This is a genomic window from Salipiger sp. PrR003 (assembly GCF_010500785.1).
In the GTDB taxonomy this organism is placed as follows: domain Bacteria; phylum Pseudomonadota; class Alphaproteobacteria; order Rhodobacterales; family Rhodobacteraceae; genus Salipiger; species Salipiger pacificus_A.
Genome location: NZ_JAAGOV010000054.1, coordinates 56,362 through 76,708, shown reverse-complemented (window position 1 = coordinate 76,708; position 20,347 = coordinate 56,362). Strand labels below are relative to the sequence as shown.

Annotated in this window: 13 protein-coding genes; 3 read left to right on the top strand and 10 right to left on the bottom strand. The window is 65.9% G+C overall.

Annotated features, from left to right (window positions below; all coding sequences use genetic code 11):
- Nucleotides 1-12: 12 nt before the first annotated feature.
- The 10 genes from G0D83_RS19785 to G0D83_RS19740 all read right to left on the bottom strand — a co-directional run bounded on the left by G0D83_RS19785 (nucleotide 13) and on the right by G0D83_RS19740 (nucleotide 16,464).
- Nucleotides 13-1,647 carry an alpha-D-glucose phosphate-specific phosphoglucomutase gene (locus G0D83_RS19785; protein ID WP_164196469.1) on the bottom strand — a complete coding sequence of 545 codons (1,635 nt, stop codon included), beginning with the start codon at nucleotides 1,645-1,647 and terminating at the stop codon, nucleotides 13-15.
- Nucleotides 1,644-3,512, bottom strand: coding sequence for a 4-alpha-glucanotransferase (malQ, locus tag G0D83_RS19780; RefSeq protein ID WP_164196468.1), 1,869 nt, complete (start codon nucleotides 3,510-3,512; stop codon nucleotides 1,644-1,646). Before malQ ends, G0D83_RS19785 begins: the two co-directional genes overlap by 4 nt.
- The gene (gene glgX, locus G0D83_RS19775) at nucleotides 3,512-5,566 is read right to left on the bottom strand and encodes a glycogen debranching protein GlgX (protein ID WP_164196467.1); all 2,055 of its coding nucleotides are present in this window, start codon (nucleotides 5,564-5,566) and stop codon (nucleotides 3,512-3,514) included. The genes malQ and glgX overlap by 1 nt, the downstream gene beginning before the upstream one ends.
- Nucleotides 5,567-5,573: 7 nt before the next feature.
- A complete protein-coding gene (glgA, locus tag G0D83_RS19770) occupies nucleotides 5,574-6,995 on the bottom strand; it encodes a glycogen synthase GlgA (protein ID WP_108965422.1) in 1,422 nt (473 codons plus the stop codon).
- Nucleotides 6,992-8,254, bottom strand: coding sequence for a glucose-1-phosphate adenylyltransferase (gene glgC / locus G0D83_RS19765; RefSeq protein WP_164196466.1), 1,263 nt, complete (start codon nucleotides 8,252-8,254; stop codon nucleotides 6,992-6,994). Before glgC ends, glgA begins: the two co-directional genes overlap by 4 nt.
- Nucleotides 8,255-8,316: 62 nt before the next feature.
- Nucleotides 8,317-10,515: a 1,4-alpha-glucan branching protein GlgB gene (glgB, locus tag G0D83_RS19760; RefSeq protein ID WP_164196465.1), complete on the bottom strand. Its 2,199-nt coding sequence runs from the start codon at nucleotides 10,513-10,515 to the stop codon at nucleotides 8,317-8,319.
- Nucleotides 10,516-10,587: 72 nt separating this feature from the next.
- Entirely contained in the window at nucleotides 10,588-12,963 is a 2,376-nt protein-coding gene (locus tag G0D83_RS19755; protein ID WP_108965428.1) for a glycogen/starch/alpha-glucan phosphorylase, read from the bottom strand.
- Between the two features lie 120 nt (nucleotides 12,964-13,083).
- Complete coding sequence (locus G0D83_RS19750; RefSeq protein ID WP_164196464.1) at nucleotides 13,084-14,043, bottom strand: ROK family protein; 960 nt, start codon at nucleotides 14,041-14,043, stop codon at nucleotides 13,084-13,086.
- A gap of 6 nt (nucleotides 14,044-14,049) precedes the next feature.
- Nucleotides 14,050-15,372, bottom strand: a complete 1,323-nt coding sequence (locus tag G0D83_RS19745) for a GH1 family beta-glucosidase (RefSeq protein WP_164196463.1) — start codon at nucleotides 15,370-15,372, stop codon at nucleotides 14,050-14,052.
- Between the two features lie 57 nt (nucleotides 15,373-15,429).
- A complete protein-coding gene (locus G0D83_RS19740) occupies nucleotides 15,430-16,464 on the bottom strand; it encodes a LacI family DNA-binding transcriptional regulator (RefSeq protein WP_108965434.1) in 1,035 nt (344 codons plus the stop codon).
- Between the two features lie 272 nt (nucleotides 16,465-16,736).
- Here G0D83_RS19740 and G0D83_RS19735 point away from each other — a divergent pair, with 272 nt between their 5' ends.
- The 3 genes from G0D83_RS19735 (at nucleotide 16,737) to G0D83_RS19725 (ending at nucleotide 20,345) form a co-directional block, all read left to right on the top strand.
- Nucleotides 16,737-18,110, top strand: a complete 1,374-nt coding sequence (locus G0D83_RS19735) for an ABC transporter substrate-binding protein (protein ID WP_164196462.1) — start codon at nucleotides 16,737-16,739, stop codon at nucleotides 18,108-18,110.
- Nucleotides 18,111-18,194: 84 nt separating this feature from the next.
- Nucleotides 18,195-19,193 (top strand): carbohydrate ABC transporter permease, encoded by a 999-nt coding sequence (locus G0D83_RS19730; RefSeq protein ID WP_164196461.1) that lies wholly within the window; start codon nucleotides 18,195-18,197, stop codon nucleotides 19,191-19,193.
- A 12-nt stretch (nucleotides 19,194-19,205) separates the two neighbouring features.
- A complete protein-coding gene (locus tag G0D83_RS19725) occupies nucleotides 19,206-20,345 on the top strand; it encodes a carbohydrate ABC transporter permease (RefSeq protein WP_164196460.1) in 1,140 nt (379 codons plus the stop codon).
- Nucleotides 20,346-20,347: the final 2 nt, after the last annotated feature.

Here is a 20,347-nt window from a genome sequence, read left to right as displayed (position 1 = left end):
CGTGTCTTCCGATCAGGTGATGACGTCGGGCGCGTCGCGTCCGGTGCGTGTCTTGATGCCCGCGATGGCCTCGGCGGCGGCGATCACCGGCGCCAGGGCGACCTGCGGATCGAGCGCGAATTTCGCCGGGTCCGTCTCGACCTTCTCGAGGTAGACGCGCAGGGTCGCCCCCTCGGTCCCGGTGCCGGAGAGGCGCAGCACAAGCCGCGAGCCGCCCTCGAAGCCGATCTGCAGGCCCTGCTTCTCGGCGCGCGAGCCGTCGACCGGATCGTCATAGGCGAACTCCTCGGCCGAGGTGACCGTCATCCCCGCGACCTCGTTGCCCGGCAGCACGCCAAGCTGTTCGCGCACGTGATCCATCAGCCCGTTCGCCGCATCGCTGTCAACGCCCTCGTAGTCGTGGCGGGAGTAGTAGTTGCGGCCGTACTCCTGCCAGTGCGCCTCCATCAGCTCGGCGACCGAGCAGTGCTTCTTGGCCAGCACGTTGAGCCAGAAGAGCACCGCCCAGAGCCCGTCCTTCTCGCGCACGTGGTCCGAGCCGGTGCCGGCGCTTTCCTCGCCACAGAGCGTGGCGCGGCCGGCGTCGAGCAGGTTGCCGAAGAACTTCCAACCGGTGGGTGTGGCGTAGCAATCGATGCCGAGCCTCTCGGCGACCCGGTCCACCGCGCCCGAGGTCGGCATGGAGCGTGCGACGCCCTTTAGACCATCGGCATAGGCCGTAACCAACGTGGCGTTGGCGGCCAGAACCGCGAGGCTGTCCGAGGGGGTGACGTAGCAGTGCTTGCCGACGATCATGTTACGGTCGCCGTCGCCATCCGAGGCGGCGCCGAAATCGGGCGCATGATCGCCCATCATCTCGTCCATGAGGGTCTTGGCCCAGATCGGGTTGGGATCCGGGTGGCCCTTGCCGAAATCGGGCAGCGGGATGGCGTTGATCACCGTGCCCGGACCGGCGCCGAGCTCTTCTTCAAGGATCATCCGCGCGTAGGGGCCGGTGACCGCGTGCATCGCGTCGAAGCGCATGGTGAACCCGGAGCGGAACAGCGCGTGGATCGCGTCGAAGTCGAAGATCTCCTTCATCAGCTCGGCATAATCTGCGACGGGATCGACGATCTCGATCTCCATATCGCCGAGCATGACGCTGCCGGTGCCAGCAAGGCCGACGTCCTGGCTGTCGAGGATGTGGAATTCCTTGATGGTCTTCGTCGCCTCGAAAATCTTGTCGGTGATGCTCTCGGGGGCAGGGCCGCCGTTGCCGGCGTTGTACTTCACGCCGAAGTCGCCCTCGGGGCCGCCGGGGTTGTGGCTGGCCGACAGGATGATGCCGCCATCGGCGCCGCGTTTGCGGATCAAGTGCGAGGCCGCCGGGGTCGAGAGCAGCGCGCGCTCGCCGACGATCACCTTCTTGGCGCCGCTGGCCGCGGCCATGCGCAGCACGACCTGCGCCGCCTGCGAATTGAAGTGCCGCCCGTCACCGCCGAGCACGAGGGTTTTCCCCTCGACCCCGCCGATGCCGTCCCAGATGCTTTGAATGAAATTCTCGAGATAGTGGTGGCTCTGGAAGACGGGTGTCTTCTTGCGCAGGCCGGACGTGCCCGGCTTCTGCCCCTCGATCGGCTCGGTGGGTACGGTACGGATATGCGTCATGAATGTCTCCTTCTGCCGGATGCTTCCATGATCCGGGCGGCATTGGCAAGAACGGGTGTATTTGCAATCTCTTGCGGACCGAAAGGCAGGCGCTGCCGCCAGTTGGGATATTCCCGGACGGTGCCCGGGAGGTTGGGCTGCACGTCGCTGTCCAGCAGGTCCTCGACCTGAACGGCGACCAGCCGGGAGCGGGTGGCGGCGAGAACGTGGAACATCGCCTCGGGTACTTCGGGGGAAAGATCGCCGCGGAATTGCCCGCTGAGCCAGTCGAAGCCCGCGATCTCGCGCCCGCGCCAGTCGCGCATGCCCTGCGCGTGCTCGGGCGGAGTGAGGCCGATGCGCTCGCGGATATCGATTTCGCGACCGGCGCGCCAGCCCTTCCAGGTGGGCAGATCGTGGGTGGTGAAACTGGCGATGACCGCCTCGTCGTAATCCTCGGGGCGCTTGAACTCGGGGGGATCGCCACGGTGTTCAAAGCAGGCGAGGCGACAGCCCAGCAGGCCGCTTTCGTCCATCGCGTGGTGCAGCCCGTCGGGGATAACGCCAAGGTCTTCGCCGATGATCACCCCGCCGCAGCGCGCCGCCTCGATGCGCGCGACGGCGAACATTGCCTCGCGGGGCATCTGCACGTAGGCGCCGGGCAGGCCGTCCGCGTCAGGCACCCAATAGGCACGCTCGAAGCCAATGATGTGGTCGATGCGCAGCATACCGCAGAAGCGGAGCTGCTGGCGGAGGGTGAGGGCGAGGGCTTCGAAGCCGGTCTCTTCCAGCACCACCGGGTTGAACGGCGCCAGACGCCAGTTCTGCCCCTGGGGCGCAAAGGCATCGGGCGGCGCGCCGAGGCTGGCGCCGGTGGCAAAGCTGGCGCGGTCGGTCCATGTCTCGGCGCCATGCGGGTGGGTGCCGACGGCGAGATCGAGGTAGAGCCCATGGGTCATGCCCGCGGCCTGCGCGCGGCGCTGCGCGGTGGTGACGGCGCCCTCGGCGGCATATTGCAGCCAGGCGTGGAAGCGGACCCGCTCGGCCAATTCGCGCGCGGCCTGCGCGACCTCGGGGCTGGCCGGATCCTGATACGGCGGCGCCCAGGCATCCCAATAGGCGCCCAGCTTTTCCGACAGCGCCTGGTGCAGGGCGAAACGTTGCAGCTCCGCGCCCTCGTGCCGCAGCCAGGCGTCGAAACCGGGGCCGGGCGGGGCGTTGTGGAACTCTGCCTCGAGCGCGGCGAGCCGGGCCGGGGTCTCGGTGGCGAAATCCACCAGAGGGCCGGGCGTGGCGGCTGTGTCGGTGGGCAGGTAGAGCGGCGAGAGCCGGCGGCGGTGCGACGGCGTGTAGGGGCTGAAGCCGCCGGCATCGGCGACGTGAAAGCCGGCGTGAATGGGGTTGATGCCGAGGAACCCCGCGCCCTGCGCAGCGGCGCCCTCGGCCACCACCGCGAGATCGTCGAAGCTGCCGATGCCGCCCTGCGCCGCGGGGCGCAGGCAGGCCAGCGGCACCATCAGCCCCCAATCGCGTTCGGGCAGCGGCAGGCGCGGCGGCGCGCTGAGCAGCCAGCAGGTCTCGCCGCGGGATTCGAGCCGGTGCCGCCCCAGCGGCAGGGCGGGCAGGCGGCCTTCGCCCTCGATCCCGCGGCCATCCTCGAGGGTGATCTGCCAGGCCCCGGGCACACCCAGAGAGGGCGGCTCGCCGTGGCTGCAGACGTGCCACTTGGGCAGGTCGCGCACGTTCAGCGGCGCGTCGCCGTCCAACCCCATGGCCGCAAGCAGCGCCGCCTTGGTCTCGGTCGGGGTGCTGTGCCACGCGCCGTAGAGGTCGCGGTATTCGCCGAGGATCCCGGCCTGTTCCGCGCGGGCGTCGAGCTCGCTCATCATGCCTCCTCTGCAAGCAAGAGCACCGAGTTCGCGGCGAGCGTCACGGTGCCGCCGAGACGCTGCGGGGCTGCCTCGGGGTCGGTGGTATCGATGTGGCGTACCCAGGAAAAGCCCTCGCCTGGGTGCGGCAGGGTTAGTTCCACCGCCTCGCCGGCGTTGAGAGCGATGTAGATCGCTTCCTCGCGCTGCTTGTAGAGCGGCGTGCCCGAGGCCATGCGGAACTCGGCGCAGAGCACCTTGAGATGGCCATTGGTCCAGTCGGCGCGGGTCATCTCCTGCCCGTCGGGACGCCACCAGAAGAGGTCCGGTACCCCGTCGATCCGTCGCGGGCGCGAGTGCAGGTAGCGGCGCTGGCGCAGGATCGGGTGGGCCTTGCGAAAGGCGATGAGCTTGCGCGTGAAGGCGTGGAAGGCGTCGTCGCGATGGTCCCAGTCTATCCAGCCGGTCTCATTGTCCTGGGCATAGGCGTTGTTGTTGCCGCCCTGCGAATTGCCGATCTCGTCGCCAGCGAGGATCATCGGTGTTCCCTGGCTGAGCAGCAGAGTCGCCATGAGGTTGCGGCGGCGCAGGGCGCGGGCGGCGGTGATCTCGGCATCGTCGGTCGGGCCTTCGACGCCCATATTGTCCGAGTGGTTCTCGCCGTGGCCGTCGCGGTTGTTCTCGCCGTTCGCCTCGTTGTGGCGGCGGGTGTAGGAGACCACGTCCATCAGGGTGAAGCCGTCATGGGCGGTGAGCAGGTTGACCGAGGCGGTGGCATTGCGCCCCGAATGGTCGAAGAGCCCGGCCGAGCCGGTGATCCGGTCGGCCATCACCGGCACATGTCCCAGATCGCCGCGCCAGAAGCGGCGCACGCCGTCGCGGTACTGGTCGTTCCATTCGCTGAACGGCGGCGGGTAGCCGCCGAGCTGGTAGCCGCCCGGGCCGATGTCCCAAGGTTCGGCGATCAGCTTCTTGGCGGCCAGCACCGGGTCCTGGCGCAGCGCCTTGAAGAAGGCGGAGTTGCGATCGAAGCCCTCCGGCGTGCGGCCCAGCGTCGAGCACAGATCGAAACGAAACCCGTCAACGCCCATGGTGGTGGCCCAGTAGCGCAGGCTGTCCATCACCATGCGCAGCACCATCGGATGGTCCAAGTTGAGCGTATTGCCGGTCCCGGTGTCGTTGATGTAGGTCCGCTTGTCCTCGGGGAGCCGGTAGTAGCTGGCATTGTCGAGCCCGCGGAAGCTGAGTGTCGGCCCGTGTTCATCGCCCTCGCAGCTATGGTTGTAGACGACGTCGAGGATGACTTCGATCCCGGCGGCGTGGAGCCGGGCAACCATGTGCTGGAACTCCCAGAGCGCGTCCTGCGTGAGGTAGCGCGGATCGGGGGCGAAGAAGCCGAGCGTCTGGTAGCCCCAATAGTTCTTCAGCCCCTTGTCGACGAGAAACCTGTCGTTGAGGAAGCTCTGCACAGGCAAGAGCTCGATGGCGGTGATCCCGAGGTCGGTCAGATAGTCGAGCACCGGGTCCGAGGCGATGCCGAGAAAGCTGCCCGGGTGCTCGGCGCCGGGAAAGCGCTGCGTGAGACCCTTCACGTGGGCCTCGTAGATGACGCTCTTGGCAAGCCGGGTCTCGGGGGGCTTGGTATCGCCCCAGTCGAAGCTGGTGTCCACCACCACGCCCTTGGGCATGAAGGGCGCGCTGTCGATGGTATTGCGCGTCTGCGTGCCGCCGTAGAGCGCGTCGTTCCACAGCGGGTGGCCGGTGATGCGGCGGGCGTAGGGGTCGAGCAGCAGCTTGTGGGGATTGAAACGGTGCCCCTGCCGCGGCTGGAACGGTCCCTCGACGCGCAAGCCGTAGTGCTGGCCCGGGGTGAGGCCGGGCACCCGCCCGTGCCAGACGTCGCCATCGCGCTCGGGCAGGGGGAGCCGGTGGGTTTCCGTGCCATCCTCGTCGAAGAGACAGAGCGTGACGGCCTCGGCATGGGCCGAGAAAACCGCGAAATTCACGCCATCGCCATCAAATGTCGCGCCGAGCGGGCTGGCGGACCCCGCGAGGATGACCGGCTCGCTCATCTATGCCTCATAAAGACTTGGCCTTGACCATGTCTTGGTAGAGCGCCGCGTATTTCGCTGCCGAATGGGTCCAGCTTACGGGCGAGGCCATCGCGTTGGTCATCATGCGTGTCCAGGTTTCCTTGTCCTGGTACAGAGTTATAAGCCGCATCATCGCTTGGGCCAGAGCCTGGGCGGTCACCGGGTGGAATTGCAGGCCGGTTGCACAGCCTGCTGCCAATCCAGCAGGCGATGCGTTGATCACCGTGTCCGCCAGACCTCCGGTGAGCGCCACCAGGGGCAGGGTTCCGTAGCGCAGGCCGTAAAGCTGGGTCAGCCCGCAGGGCTCGAAGCGCGAGGGCACGAGAATCGCATCGCCCCCCGCCATCAGCCGATGCGCGAATTCCTCGTCGTAGCCGATGCGCACCGCAACGCCGGGGTGCTTTTGCGCCTTGCGCTGGAAGGCCTCTTCCAGCCCCGGGTTGCCCGACCCGAGGAGCGCCAGCTGGCCGCCGCGATCGAGCAGCGCGGGCAGGGCCTGGAGCAGGATATCGAGCCCCTTTTGTTCGGTCATCCGCGAGATCACCACGCAAAGCGGGCCGGGCCAGTCGTCCGGCAGGTCCAGCTCCTTGCGCAGCGCGGCCTTGTGCTCGGCCTTCTCGGCGATGGTCTTGTAGGGCGGGGTCCAGAGCGCTTCGTCGATGCCATTGAGGATGCCGACCATATCCTCCTGCCGCTCGCGCAGCACGCCCTCGAGCCCCATGCCGAAGTCCTTGGTCATCAGCTCGGCAGCATAGGTGGGCGAGACGGTCGAGAGCTTGTCGGCATAGACAAGCCCCGCCTTCAGCGCCGAGACGCTGTCCCAGAACTCGTAGCCGCGCTGGTGAAAGCCGGTGCGCGGCAGGCCCAGCGTGCCGATGCGCGACGCCGGCGCCATGCCCTGGAAGGCGATGTTGTGGATGGTCATCAAGGTCGAGACCCGGCCCGCGGCGCCCAGCTCGCGCAGGTAGAGCGGCACGAAGCCCGCCTGCCAGTCGTGGCAGTGCAGGATCTGCGGCCGCCAGCCCTCGATCCCGTCGGCGCCGATCATCGCGGCCACCGAAGAGAGCGCGGCGAAGCGCTCGGGGTTGTCGCGCCAGTCATGGCCGTGCGCGTCCATGTAGGGACCGCCGTCCCGGTCAAAGAGATGCGGCGCCTCGAGCACGTAGAGCAGCTGATCCCCGAGCGGCGCTTTCAGCACGCGCGCAGGCCCACCGAAGAGATCGTCGTAGTCCGCTGCCACTTCCTGCGTTGGCAGCTTGGCGATGACTTGCCGGTAGCCCGGCAGCAGCACCCGCATGTCGACCCCGTGCACCGACAGCGCGCCGGGCAGGGCGCCGACCACGTCGGCAAGCCCCCCGGTCTTGATCAGCGGCACACATTCCGAGGCGACAGACAGGACTTTTGTCATTTGGCGGCTTCCCTCCGGTCGAGCATTCCTTGCGTGATCAGCGTCACGCCGCCTGGCGTGACACGGAACCACTTTGCGTCTTCCTCCGGATCCTCGCCGACCACAAGCCCCTCGGGAATATGCACGCCGCGATTGACCACGGTGTTGGTCAGCCGGACATGACGCGAGACGTGGACATTGGGCAGAAGTACCACACGTTCGAGTGCCGAATATGAATTCGTGTGCACCTTGGTGAACAGCAGCGACTCGCGAATCTCCGTGCCCGAGATGATGCAGCCGCCGGCAATGAGCGAGCTGACGGCCGATCCGCGGCGGTCTTCCTCGTCGTGGATGAACTTGGCGGGGGGGACGACCTCGGCATAGGTCCAGATCGGCCAATCGGTATCCCAGAGATCGAGCTCGGGGTCGAAGTTGGTCAGGTCGATATTGGCCCGCCAGAAGGCATCAATGGTGCCGACGTCGCGCCAGTAGGCGGGCTTGCCGGCCTCGCGCACGCAGCTGTCCTCGAAGCGGTGCGCCTGCGCGCCGCCCGCGGCGACGATCTCGGGGATCATGTCGTTGCCGAAGTCGTGGCTCGAGCTTTCCGAGCCCAGGTCCTCCACCAGCTTGCCGCGCAGGTACTTCCAGTCAAAGACGTAGATGCCCATGCTGACCAGCGTCTTCTCGGGATCGTCGGGCAGGCCCGGCGGGTCCTTGGGTTTTTCGAGGAACGAGGTGATCCGGTCGCTCTCGTCCACCGCCATGCAGCCAAAGGCGCTGGCCTCGGACCGGTCCACGGTCAGGCAGCCCACGGTCACCTGCGCGCCGCTCTCGACGTGCTGCTCGAGCATTTCCTCGTAGTCCATCTTGTAGATGTGGTCGCCCGCGAGGATGACTATATAGTCGATGTCGTAGCTGTCGATGATGTCGATGTTCTGGGCCACCGCGTCCACGGTGCCGCGGTACCAGGTCTGCTCGTTGTAGCGCTGCGAGGCGGGCAGGATATCGAGGAACTCATTGCGCTCGGCGCGAAAGAAGTTCCAGCCGCGCTGGCAGTGTCGGATGAGGCTGTGCGCCTTGTACTGCGTGGCCAGCGCGATCTTGCGGATGCCGGAGTTGAGCGCGTTGGAGAGGGCGAAGTCGATGATCCGGGCCTTGCCGCCAAAATAGACAGCCGGCTTCACGCGAAAATTCGTCAACTCGTGCAGGCGCGAGCCGCGGCCCCCCGCGAGCACGAAGGCCATGCTGCGGCTCGCGAGCCTCTGGGAACGTCGGGGCATTCGTCTCCTCCTTTACTTAAATGCGATGTATCGGGCACGGCCGCGACACGGGTATGAATGCGTCAGCTGTCTTCGCGAACGAGGAAGATCGCCGAAAGCGGCGGCAGGAAAAGCTCGGCCGAGGCGGGATAGCCGTGGCTGGGCTCGTCGTCGGCGCTGACGCGGCCGAAATTCCCGCGATTGCCTCCGCCGTAGATGCCTGCATCGGTGTTCAGCGCCTCGCGCCAGACGCCGGTGTCGGGCAGGCCGATGCGGTACCGCGGCTGCTCGGCAGGCGTGAAATTGCAGACCACCGCCACCTCGGGTTCGTCCGACCGGCCACGTCGGATCCACGAGAAGACCGAGTTTCCGGTGTCGCCTCCGGCGATCCAGGCAAAGCCCTCTTCCTCGCAGTCCTTGGCGTGCAGGGCTGGTGTCTCGCAATAGAGTGCGTTGAGATCTCGGATCAGGCGCTGGATGCCGGCGTGCTGGGGATCGTCGAGGCAGGCCCAGTCGATCTCGGCATCGTGGTTCCACTCGTGCGCCTGCGCGAACTCCTGCCCCATGAACAGCAGCTTCTTGCCCGGGTGGCCCCACATGAAGCCATAGTAGGCGCGTAGGTTGGCGAACTTCTCCCACTGGTTGCCCGGCATCTTGCCCAGCATCGAGCCCTTGCCGTGCACCACCTCGTCGTGGCTGATCGGCAGGATGAAGTTCTCGGAAAAGGCGTAGACCAGCCCGAAAGTCATCTGGTGGTGGTGGTAGCTGCGGTAGATGGGGTCCTTGCGGATGTAATCGAGCGTGTCGTTCATCCAGCCCATGTTCCACTTGAAGCCGAAGCCCAGACCGTCCTGATCCACCGGCGACGACACGCCCGGGTAGGCGGTGCTTTCTTCGGCAACGTTCATGATCCCGGGGTGCTGGCCGTAGCACTCGGTGTTCATCCGGCGCAGCATCGCGATCGCCTCGTAGTTCTCGCGGCCGCCGTCCTTGTTGGGCACCCATTGGTCCGCGGGGCGGGAATAATCGCGGTAAAGCATCGAGGCGACCGCATCCACCCGCAGCCCGTCGGCATGGTACTCCTCGAGCCAGTAGAGCGCGTTGGCGGTCAGGTAGTTGGCCACCTCGGCGCGGCCGTAGTTGTAGATCAGCGTGTTCCAGTCGTGGTGGAAGCCCTCCTTGGGGTCGGCGTGCTCGTAGAGCGCGGTGCCGTCGAAGCGCCCAAGGCCATGCGCGTCGGTGGGGAAGTGGCCCGGCACCCAGTCGAGGATCACCCCGATCCCGGCGCGGTGCGCGGCATTCACCAGGTCGCGGAACTCGTGGGGCAACCCGTGGCGGATGGTCGGGGCGAACATGCCGATGGGCTGGTAACCCCAGGAGCCGTCAAACGGGTATTCGCTGATCGGCATCAGTTCGATGTGCGTGAAGCCCATATCGGCGACGTAGTCGACCAGCTCTTCGGCGGCCTCGATGTAAGAGATCGGCCGGCCCCAATCCTTTCGCCGCCACGAAGGAAGGTGGACCTCGTAGATCGAGATCGGCGCGGAGCGGCTCTGCGCCTCGGCCCGGGTCTCGAACCACGCATCGTCCGTCCAGCCGTAGCCCGTGATGTCGCGCACGATCGAGGCATTGGCGGGCGGGTGTTCGGAGCCGAAGCCGATGGGATCGGCCTTGCGCGGCTGCACGGTCCCGTCGGGGCCCACGATCTCGTAGCGGTAGAAGGCCCCGTCGCCGACATTTGGCACGAAGATTTCCCACACGCCGGTAGCGCCCCGGCGGCGCATGGGATTGCGCAGCCCGTCCCACCAGTTGAAATCGCCCACGACCGAGACGCGCTTGGCATTCGGTGCCCAGACAGCGAAATGGGTGCCCGCCACGCCTTCGTGGGTCATCACATGGGCGCCGAGCGCCTCCCAGAGCCGCTGGTGACTGCCTTCGCCCAGCAGGTACTCGTCGATCTCGCCGAGCACCGGGCCGAAGCGGTAGGGGTCTTCGCGCTGGTAGACCCGCGGCTCGCCGTCCTCGCCGTGGTCTTCGCCGAGGAGCATATAGGCCATGTCGCCCGGCACCGGGCCTCGGAAGAAGCCCGGTACATTGGTCGGCTCGAGCGGGTGGCGCACGCCCCTGACCAGGGCCCACATGCGGTCGGCGCCGGGGTCGTAGGTGGTGACGTATCGTGCGCCGTCCTGCTCGTGCGGACCAAGGACGGCAAAGGGATCGTCGTGATGGCCCCGCAGCAGCCGCAGCAGGGCAGTGTCGAGGGATGTGGACGCGGTGCTCATGACGTGACTGTAGTCGGATCCGCGCATCTGGCAATGATCTCAGGCATCGGGAACTCGTAAGATTCCTTTCGCTCAGAGAAGACTTGCCGCGCCCCAGATGTCGTTCATGTAGCCGCGGATCGTCCTGTCGGAAGAGAACCAGCCCGAGCGCGCGGTGTTCAGCGCCGCCATCTTCGCCCAGGCCCGGCTGTCCTTGAAGGCCGCGTCCACCTCGCGTTGCGCGCGCCAGTAGTCGGTGAAATCCGAGCAGACGAGGAAGTAGTCGGCGCCTTCGAGATTGGCGGTGATGCCATGATAGCGGTCGGGCTCGCCGGGCGAGAAACGCCCGTCGCGGATCAGATCGAGCGCGCGCTTGAGGCGCGGATCGGCCTGCACCGCCTGCCAGGCGTGGCCCTCGACCTTGCGGCGCTCCATCACCTCTTCGGCGGTCATACCGAAGAGGAAGAAGTTCTCGGCCCCCACATGCGCGCGGATCTCGACGTTGGCGCCGTCGAGCGTGCCGACGGTCGGCGCGCCGTTCAGCGCGAACTTCATGTTGCCGGTGCCCGAGGCTTCCTTGCCCGCGGTCGAGATCTGTTCCGAAAGATCCGCAGCGGGGATCATCCGCTCTGCGAGGCTGACGTTGTAGTTCGGCAAGAAGGCGATCTTGAGATAGGGCGCGGTCACCGGATCGGCATTGATCACCGCGGCGGCGTCGTTGATCAGCCGGATGATGTCCTTGGCAAAGAAATAGCCCGGCGCGGCCTTGCCGCCGAAGAGCTTGAGGCGCGGCGTCCAGTCGGCATTGGGGTTGTCGCGGATCTCGGCCCAATAGGCGATGGTCTCGAGGATGTTGAGGTGCTGGCGCTTGTACTCGTGCAACCGCTTGATCTGCACGTCAAAGAGCATTTCGGGGTCGACGTGAAGCCCGTACCCCTCGGCCATCCAGGTCGACAGCTCTGCCTTGTTGTCGCGCTTGACCTTCGCGTAGCGGTCGAGCCAGCCGCTGTCCTCGATGAAGGGCTCGAGCTTTTCGAGCTGTTCGAGATCATCGACCCAATCCTCGCCGATCGCCTCGGTGATCAGCCCGGCAAGGCGCGGGTTGCAACCGAGCAGCCAGCGCCGCGGGGTGACGCCGTTGGTTTCGTTGACGATGCGGTTCGGATGCAGGGTGTGCAGCTCTTCGAAGACCGTGGTCTTCATCAGCTCGGTGTGCAGCGCCGAGACGCCGTTGACGTGATGCGCCATGACAAAGCTGAGCTGGCCCATCTTCACCTGGTGGTCGGCCCGCATGGAGTTCAGCCGCGACGGGTTCTGCTTGGCGTGGGTGCTGTCGATCTGATCGATCAGCTCGATATGGCGCGGCAGGAGCCGACCGAAGAGCGACTCGTCCCAGGTCTCCAGCGCTTCGGGCAGAAGCGTGTGGTTGGTGTAGCTCAGGCAGCCACGGGCGATCTCCATCGACTCCTCGAAGGACAGGCCGCGCTCGTCATGCAGCACCCGGATCAGCTCGGGGCCGGCGATGGCCGGGTGGGTGTCGTTGAGCTGGATCGCCACCTTGGAGGGCAGCTTGCGCAGGTCGCCGAACTGGTTGTTGAAGCGGCGCAGGATGTCGCGCAGGGCGGCGGCGGTCAGAAAGTACTCCTGCTTGAGCCGCAGCTCCTTGCCCTGCTCGGTGGTGTCATCGGGATAGAGCACGCGAGAGATGGTGCGCGCCAGCGCCTCGGGCTGGGCCGCGCCGGCAAAATCGCCGTGGTTGAACCGGTCGAGGTCGAAGGGGTGGATGGCCCGGCCCGACCAGAGCCGCAGCGTGTTGGCCCAGCGGCCCTTCCAGCCGACAACCGGTGTGTCGAAGGCTTCGGCCTCGACCACTTCGCCGGGATACCAGCGCACGGTCTCGCCGCGCTTGTCGACATGGCCGCCGAAGCCGATGCGGTAGCGCACCTCGGGGCGTTCGAATTCCCAGGCGTGTCGCTGTTCGAGCCAGAGCTCGGGCTGCTCGACCTGGCGCCCGTCGACAAAGCTCTGGCGAAAGAGCCCGTGTTCGTAGCGGATGCCGTAGCCGTGCGCCGGACAGCCGACCGTCGAGAGGCTCTCGAGGAAGCAGGCGGCCAGGCGCCCGAGGCCACCGTTGCCGAGCGCCGCGTCGGGCTCGTCGGCCAGCACCATCGCGTAATCCTTGCCGAATTCCTCGAGCACGGCCTTGGCTTCCTCGACCAGCTCGAGGTTGACGATCCCGTCCTCGAGCAGCCGGCCGATGAGGAATTCCATCGACAGGTAGTAGACCCGCTTTGCCTCCGAGTCGTAGGTCTTGCCGGTTGCCGCGATCCAGGCATCGGTGATCCGGTCGCGCACCGCGTAGCTCAGCGCCATGCGCCAGTCCTCGAGGATCGCGTGCTCGGGATCCTTGCCGAAGGAGTAGCGAAGGTGCTGGAGGATGGACTCGCGCAGGGAGGCGGATTGGCTCATGGGTAAGGCACTCGCTTTTGGAAAAGACGAAGGGTTGCGCCGGTCGACCTAGGGCGTCTGCACGATTGATGAACAGTTTTTGTTACACAAAGGCAACCGCCTTGAAGATTGCGCCGAGATTTACGGCAATTCGCTCAAGTGGCAGGCACAACCTGTGAGCGCCGCATAATCGTCGGTCACAAGGCTCACCGGGAACTGCGTCATGAACTCGGCGAAGCGCCCACGGTCGCAAAACGCCTGCTCGAAAGCGCCGGAGGTCAGGTAGGGACCGAAGTGCCGCGCCACGCCGCCGATCAAATAGATGCCGCCGAAGGGCAGGGTGGTGAGTGCAAGGTTGGAACACACCCGGCCCATCATCCGCACGAAGACCTCGATGGCCCGCAAGGCACGCTCATCCGTGCCGGCTTGCGCCGCCTCCATGATCTGCTGCGCCTCCAGCGGCTCCCCTGCGCCGTCCTCGTCGCAGAGCCAGGCGTAGACGCGCTCGAAGCCGCGGCCCGACAGGATGTGCTCGACGCTCGGCCCCTGGTGCTTGCGCTCGATGTAGCGCAGCAGGCGCATCTCGTCGTCGGTCTGTACCGGGATGGCCACGTGGCCCGCTTCCGACGGCGGCACCAGGGTCCGCTCGCCGAGCCGGAACACCGGGGCGGCGTTCATCCCGGTGCCGATGCCGACGACCAGCCGCGCCGCCTGCGGGCTGGCGGGCAGCCCGGGCAGGATCGGGGTGAGGCAGTCCTCGGCGATATGTCCGAGCGCATGGCCCTGCGCCTGCAGATCGTTGAGCACCGAAATGGTCTCGGCGCCTGTGGCCTCTGCAAGCGTCGGGCGATCGATTTCCCAGTCGATGTTGGTCAGGCGCCCCGCGCCGTCGCGCACCGGGCCGGCCACCGCGACGCAGGCGGCGTCGACCGTTGCGCCCTTTTCGGCAAGGTAATGCTTCAGGACAGCACCGATCCCGTCGTTCTCGGCATTGCGGTAGCGCATCACCGATCCTTCGATCAGCCTGCTGCCTTCGCAAAGCGCCACCCGGGTGTTGGTGCCGCCGATATCCGCCAGAACTGCCGTGCCGCCGCTGCTCATGATGCCTTACTCCGTTAGCGCTCTCGCCAGCGCGTGGTAAGAGGCTTTGGGCGTACGTTCAAGGGTGTCGAAGTCCACGTGGACCAGCCCGAAGCGTTTTTCGTAGCCGAGGCTCCATTCGTAATTGTCAAGCAGCGACCAGACAAAATAGCCCTTCACCGGCGCGCCGCCCGCGATGGCCTTGCGGACCTCGGCAAGATGGTCGTCGAGATAGGCGATGCGGTCCTGATCGTCCACGCCGCCGTCCACCAGGGGATCGGGCGCGGCCATGCCGTTCTCGGTGACGTACAGCGGGATGTCGCCGGTGTATTCAGTCGCCATCCGTGTGAGGAACTGCGACAGGCCCTGCGGGTAGATCTCCCAGTCCATGAAGGTCTTGGGCAGCGGTCCTTCGACCTCTTCCAGCGAAGGCCAGGCCCCCTTGGTGGGGGCGATCACCTTGCGCGTGTAGTAATTCAGCCCGCACCAGTCGAGTTTCTGCGTGATCAGCCCGAAATCATCCTGCCAATTCGCGGGCATGTGCGGCTCGAGGCCATCGAGCACGATCTGCGGGTATTCGCCCTTGAACACGCCGCCGGTGAACCAGCGGTTGTAGATGCCATCGTAGAGTTCGGCGGCATGGCGGGCGTCGGGGGTGTCATTGGCGGGGCTCGACCATTCCATGTTGAAGACCCCGCCGAGGTTTTGCATGCCAAGCCCGCGCATCACCTCGATGGCGCGGCCATGGGCGAGCAGGACGTGGTGCATGGCACGGGCGGTGGCGCGGATGTCGCGCAGGCCGGGCGCGTGGAACCCCATGAAGTGCGACAGCCAGGCGACGCACCAGGGCTCGTTGATCGGCGCGACCGAATACATGCGGTCGCCGATGCGCCTCATCAGCACCTCGGTGAAATCGCCGAACCAGCTTGCCACGTCCCGGTTGCGCCAACCCCCAAGATCGGCGAGCGGCGAAGGCAGCTCCCAGTGGTAGAGCGTGGCGCAGGGCTTGATGCCGCGCTCGAGCATGGCGTCGGTGAGCCGGTCGTAGAAGTCGAGCCCCTCTTGGTTCACCTGTCCGCGCCCCTCGGGAAGCACCCGTGCCCAGCTCGTGGAAAAGCGGTAGGCATCGAGCCCTGCGGCCCTCACCAGGTCGAGATCCTCCTCGTAGCGGTGGTAATGATCGCAGGCCCGGTCGCCGTTCTCGGCGCGCACGACATTGCCGGGGGTGGCGGCGAAATCGTCCCAGTGGGTGCGGCCAGCGCCGCCAAAGGCATGGCCCTCGATCTGGTAGCTGGAGGTGGCGACGCCGAAGAGGAAATCCTCGGGAAAATCCTTGCGGGTGAACTGCATGGGTTGTCCTTGTCGATTCGAGGGAAAGGGGGGCTGAGGCTTGGAGAGGCCCGGTGGTTAGCGGGTGTCTTGCGGCACGGGGCCGGTGGAGCCACCGATGATCAGCTGCGCCTCGAGCAGGCGGGACTGCGCCGGACTCTCCGGATCGGCGATATGCGCCAGCAGCATCGCCGCGGCGATCCGCCCGGCCTCATAGACCGAGGAACGCGTGGCGGTGAAGATCGGCACATCCGGCCCGTTGCGCAGGAAGCTCAGATCGTCGTCATGGGTGATCACCGAGATGTCGCGGCCCATCTCCAGCCCGGCGGCATGAATGGCGCGGCGGATGCCGATGGCGGCAATGACGGACGAGGTGATCATCGCCGTGGGCCGGTCGGGCAGGGCGAGCATGCGCGCGGCGCTCTCGAAGCCGTAGCTCTCGGTCATCTCGCCAGCGCTCAAGTGGCGGGGATCGACGGCCACGCCTCGCCCGGCCATCGCCTGTTCGAAGCCGACGCGGCGACGGTAGGCGAAATCCATGAACTCGAGCCCGTTGATCAAGGCGATCCGGCGATGGCCGAGGTCCAGCAGGAAGTCGGTGGCACGCTGGAAGGCATGGGTGTTGTTCATGTCGACCCAGCTGTAGGGCATGTCGAGATCGGTGGCGCGGCCATGCACCACGAAGGGCAGGCCAAGCTGCCGCAGGAAGGGGATCCGCCCGTCCTTCATCGAGGGACCATGCACGATGATCCCGTCGACATTGCCCTTGGCCTTGAGCCTCCGGTAGTTCTCTTCCTCGTCGCGATCGCCGGTCATCGACAGGGTCATGTCGTATCCGGCCTTGACGTATTCATCCGATGCGCCAGCTATGAAATCACCGAACACCGGGTTCATCATCTGGTGCTGGTGCGAGAAGGGGATGACATGGCCGATGGTCATGGCCCGCCCCGTCGCCAGCCCCTTGGCCCGTGCATTCGGGGCATAGTTGAGCGCCTGCGCCGCCTCCATGACGCGCTTGCGGGTCTGCTCGTTGACCTCCGGGTAGCCGTTGAGCGCGCGACTCACGGTGGTTTGCGAGAGATTCAGATGCGCGGCCAGTTGCTTGAGGTTCATCAGCGGTCTTCCAAAGCGCTTCGGTACCTTCCGACAGTAACGGCAAAACGGGGCGGTCGGGAAGACCCTTTGCAAAACGCCTAGATTAGCTGCAGTGCGGCATGTAATTTCCGATCACCTAGGCCATTGCATGATTGACAACAGGGGGGCAAACGCGTGAGGCTGCTCGTGGCTCAAAGCGCTTTGGGGTGAGGAGTGTCCCCAGCGCGTCCGAATTGACCACATCTCTCGCGGCCCTGGGTGCCGTGACAACACGGGAGGACTTTGACGACATGACCAAGCGAAACACACCCGTTCGCGGCACGCGCGCCATTCTCGGCTCGGTGGCGGCGCTGGCGCTCTGCGCGGGCGCAGCCCAGGCCGAGATGGTGTTCACCCCCGGCGAGGGCGATTTCAACTGGGACAGCCTCGACGCCTTCGCGGCCGAGCATGACCTGTCGGGCCAGACCCTGAGCATCTTCGGCCCCTGGCGCGGTGACGACCAGCAACTGGTCGAGACGGTGCTGGCCTATTTCGAGCAGGCCACCGGCGCCGACGTCAGCTATTCCTCGTCCGAGACCTACGAGCAGCAGATCGTCATCGACACCGAGGCGGGCAGCCCGCCCAACATCGCGATCCTGCCGCAGCCCGGCCTGATCGCCGACCTGGTGAAAAAGGGCTACGTCACCCCGCTTGGCGACGAGACCGCCGACTGGCTGCGCGAGAATTACGCCGCCGGCGACAGCTGGGTGAGCCTCGGCTCCTTCGAGGGCAAGGACGGCAAGCAGCTCTACGCCTTCCCCTACAAGATCGACGTGAAGTCGCTGGTTTTCTACGTCCCCGAGAACTTCGAGGATGCGGGCTACGAGGTTCCCGAGACCATGGAGGACCTCAAGGCCCTGACCGAGCAGATCGCCGAGGAGGGCGAAACGCCCTGGTGCATCGGTCTGGGCTCGGGTGGGGCGACCGGCTGGCCGGCGACCGACTGGGTCGAGGATATGATGCTGCGCGTGCAGCCGCCCGAGGTCTACGACCAATGGGTGACCAATGAGGTCAAGTTCGACGATCCCAAGGTGATCGAGGCGATCGAGGAATTCGGCTGGTTCGCCAAGAACGACGCCTTCGTCAATGGCGGCGCCGGCGCAGTGGCCACCACCGACTTCCGCGAAAGCCCGGCGGGTCTCTTCGCCTCGCCGCCACAATGCTACATGCATCACCAGGCCAGCTTCATCCCAACCTTCTTCCCCGAAGGCACCGAGATGGGCGTGGACGCGGATTTCTTCTACATGCCCGCCTATGCCGAGAAGGACCTCGGCCAGCCGGTGCTGGGTGCGGGCACGCTGGCGTTCATCACCAAGGACAGTGACGCATCGCGCGCCTTCATCGAGTTCCTGCAGACCCCCATCGCGCATGAGATCTGGATGGCGCAGTCGGGCTTCCTGACCCCCTACAAGGAAGCGAACGCAGAGCTCTACGGCAGCCCGCCGCTGAAGAAGATGGGCGAGATCCTTCTGGACGCGACCACCTTCCGCTTCGACGCCTCGGATCTCATGCCCGGCGCCGTCGGCGCAGGCAGCTTCTGGACCGGGATGGTCGATTACGTCGGCGGCAGGTCGGCCGAGGACGTGGCGACCGCGATCCAGAAAAGCTGGGACGCGAACAAGTAACTCGGGGTAAACTCGACGCGGGGCGCCGCTCTTAATAGGGAAGATGCGGCGCCCCGAACGACTGCAAGCGACGGGGAGGACGTCATGCATCCGGCACTTCAGGCCGTATTGACCATCGTGATCGGGCTCGGCGGCTGCATCGGCTATTTCTGGCTATCGAACCAGCTGATCGACAAGGTTCTCTTCCCCGCCCGCGGCCCCAACATCGGCCGCAACATCCGCCGCGCCGAGATGATCCGGCCCTGGCTTTTTCTCTTTCCCGCGATCTTCGCGCTTGGGCTCTACCTGGCCTATCCCGTAGTGGCGACCTTCTGGCTGTCGCTGACCGACCGCAACCAGGGGGGCGCCTTCGTCGGGCTCGCCAACTACCAGCAGATGCTGCGCGAGGCGAAATTCTGGGAGGCGATCCGCAACAACATGCTCTGGCTGATCGTGGTGCCCGCTGCTTCGACCGGTTTCGGCCTGCTGGCGGCGCAGCTCACCGACCGCATTCGCTGGGGCAATCTCGCCAAGTCCTTGATCTTCATGCCGATGGCGATTTCCTTCGTCGGCGCCTCGGTGATCTGGAAGCTGGTCTATGATTTCCGCCCGATCGGGCAGGAGCAGATCGGTATCCTCAACGCGGTCTGGGTCTGGCTCGGCGGCGAGCCGCAGACCTGGCTGACCATCACCCCTTGGAACAATTTCCTGCTGATGGTGGTGCTGATCTGGATCCAGACCGGCTTTGCCATGGTGATCCTCGGCGCAGCGCTGCGCGGCATTCCCGAGGAGACGGTCGAGGCGGCCATCGTCGATGGTGCGAACCCGTTCCAGATCTTCTTCAAAATCAAGGTGCCGCAGATTCGCTCAACCATTGTCGTGGTGTGGACCACGATCACCCTCGTGGTGCTCAAGGTCTTTGACATCGTGCTCGCCATGACCAATGGCCAGTGGCAGACGCAGGTTCTGGCCAACTACATGTATGACAAGCTTTTCCGCGCCTTCGACTGGGGCGTCGGCTCGGCCGCGGCGATGGTGATCATGCTGCTGGTCTCGCCGATCCTGGTGTGGAACGTGATCAACGCGCGCCGCGAGACGCGCTGAGGAGGGCGGAACATGGAAGGCATGGCAGGACAGAAATCGACCCTCACCTGGGCGGTCCACATCTCGGTGGCGTTGCTCGTGGCGCTCTGGCTCTTTCCGACGGTTGGCCTCTTGGTCTCGTCGTTCCGGACCGCCGAGCAGATCAGCAACTCGGGCTGGTGGTCGGCCTTCTCGGCGCAGAAGGGGCAGCTCCCGGCAATCCGGATCTCGGGCGAAGAGCGCGAGGAAGGCGGGCTCTACGTGATCGACGGCAACCTCTTCGGCAGTGCCGAGACCACGCTCTCGGCCTGGGGCACCTCGTCGCGCGAGCCCGAGGCCTACGAGCCGGACACCGAAGTCGAGCTGCAGGATGGCTGGGCGCTGACCGTGGAGCAATCGGGGGATTTCCGCCTCACAGCGCCGCAGAGCTTCGAAGGCGAGCGCCTGCCACGGGTCTTTGCCACGGCCACGACACCCCCCGAGTTCACGCTCGAGAACTACAAGAACGTGCTCTTCGGCACGACCGCGGGGGCAGGGGTCGGGCAGGCGTTTCTCAACACGCTGACCGTGTCGATCCCGGCGACGGTGATCCCGATCCTCGTCGCTGCCTTTGCCGCCTACGCGCTGGCCTGGATGGAATTTCCCGGCCGCGCGCTGCTGATCGCCGCGGTGGTGGCGCTGCTTGTCGTGCCGCTTCAGCTCGCGCTGATCCCGCTGCTGCAGCTGCACAACGCGATCGGCATCGGCAAGGGCTACCTCGGGGTCTGGCTGGCCCACACCGGTTTCGGGCTGCCGCTCGCCATCTACCTCTTGCGCAACTACATGGTCGGTCTACCCAAGGACATCATCGAGAACGCCCGCGTCGACGGCGCGTCGGACTTCCAGATTTTCACCAAGATCGTGCTTCCGCTGTCTTTCCCGGCGCTGGCGAGCTTTGCCATCTTCCAGTTCCTCTGGACCTGGAACGACCTCTTGGTCGCGCTGGTCTTCCTTGGCACCGACGACGACCGGCTGGTGCTGACGGCGCGGCTGGTCAATCTGATGGGTTCGCGCGGCGGACAATGGGAGCTCCTTGCAACCTCGGCCTTCGTGTCGATCGTGGTGCCGCTGGTTGTCTTCTTCGCGATGCAGAAATACCTCGTGCGCGGCCTGCTGGCAGGCTCCGTCAAGTGATC

Coding starts and splice junctions, on each gene's coding strand:
- G0D83_RS19785 (WP_164196469.1), bottom strand. CDS start 1,647: ATGACGCATATCCGTACCGTACCCACCGAGCCGATCGAGGGGCAGAAG.
- malQ (WP_164196468.1), bottom strand. CDS start 3,512: ATGAGCGAGCTCGACGCCCGCGCGGAACAGGCCGGGATCCTCGGCGAA.
- glgX (WP_164196467.1), bottom strand. CDS start 5,566: ATGAGCGAGCCGGTCATCCTCGCGGGGTCCGCCAGCCCGCTCGGCGCG.
- glgA (WP_108965422.1), bottom strand. CDS start 6,995: ATGACAAAAGTCCTGTCTGTCGCCTCGGAATGTGTGCCGCTGATCAAG.
- glgC (WP_164196466.1), bottom strand. CDS start 8,254: ATGCCCCGACGTTCCCAGAGGCTCGCGAGCCGCAGCATGGCCTTCGTG.
- glgB (WP_164196465.1), bottom strand. CDS start 10,515: ATGAGCACCGCGTCCACATCCCTCGACACTGCCCTGCTGCGGCTGCTG.
- G0D83_RS19755 (WP_108965428.1), bottom strand. CDS start 12,963: ATGAGCCAATCCGCCTCCCTGCGCGAGTCCATCCTCCAGCACCTTCGC.
- G0D83_RS19750 (WP_164196464.1), bottom strand. CDS start 14,043: ATGAGCAGCGGCGGCACGGCAGTTCTGGCGGATATCGGCGGCACCAAC.
- G0D83_RS19745 (WP_164196463.1), bottom strand. CDS start 15,372: ATGCAGTTCACCCGCAAGGATTTTCCCGAGGATTTCCTCTTCGGCGTC.
- G0D83_RS19740 (WP_108965434.1), bottom strand. CDS start 16,464: ATGAACCTCAAGCAACTGGCCGCGCATCTGAATCTCTCGCAAACCACC.
- G0D83_RS19735 (WP_164196462.1), top strand. CDS start 16,737: ATGACCAAGCGAAACACACCCGTTCGCGGCACGCGCGCCATTCTCGGC.
- G0D83_RS19730 (WP_164196461.1), top strand. CDS start 18,195: ATGCATCCGGCACTTCAGGCCGTATTGACCATCGTGATCGGGCTCGGC.
- G0D83_RS19725 (WP_164196460.1), top strand. CDS start 19,206: ATGGAAGGCATGGCAGGACAGAAATCGACCCTCACCTGGGCGGTCCAC.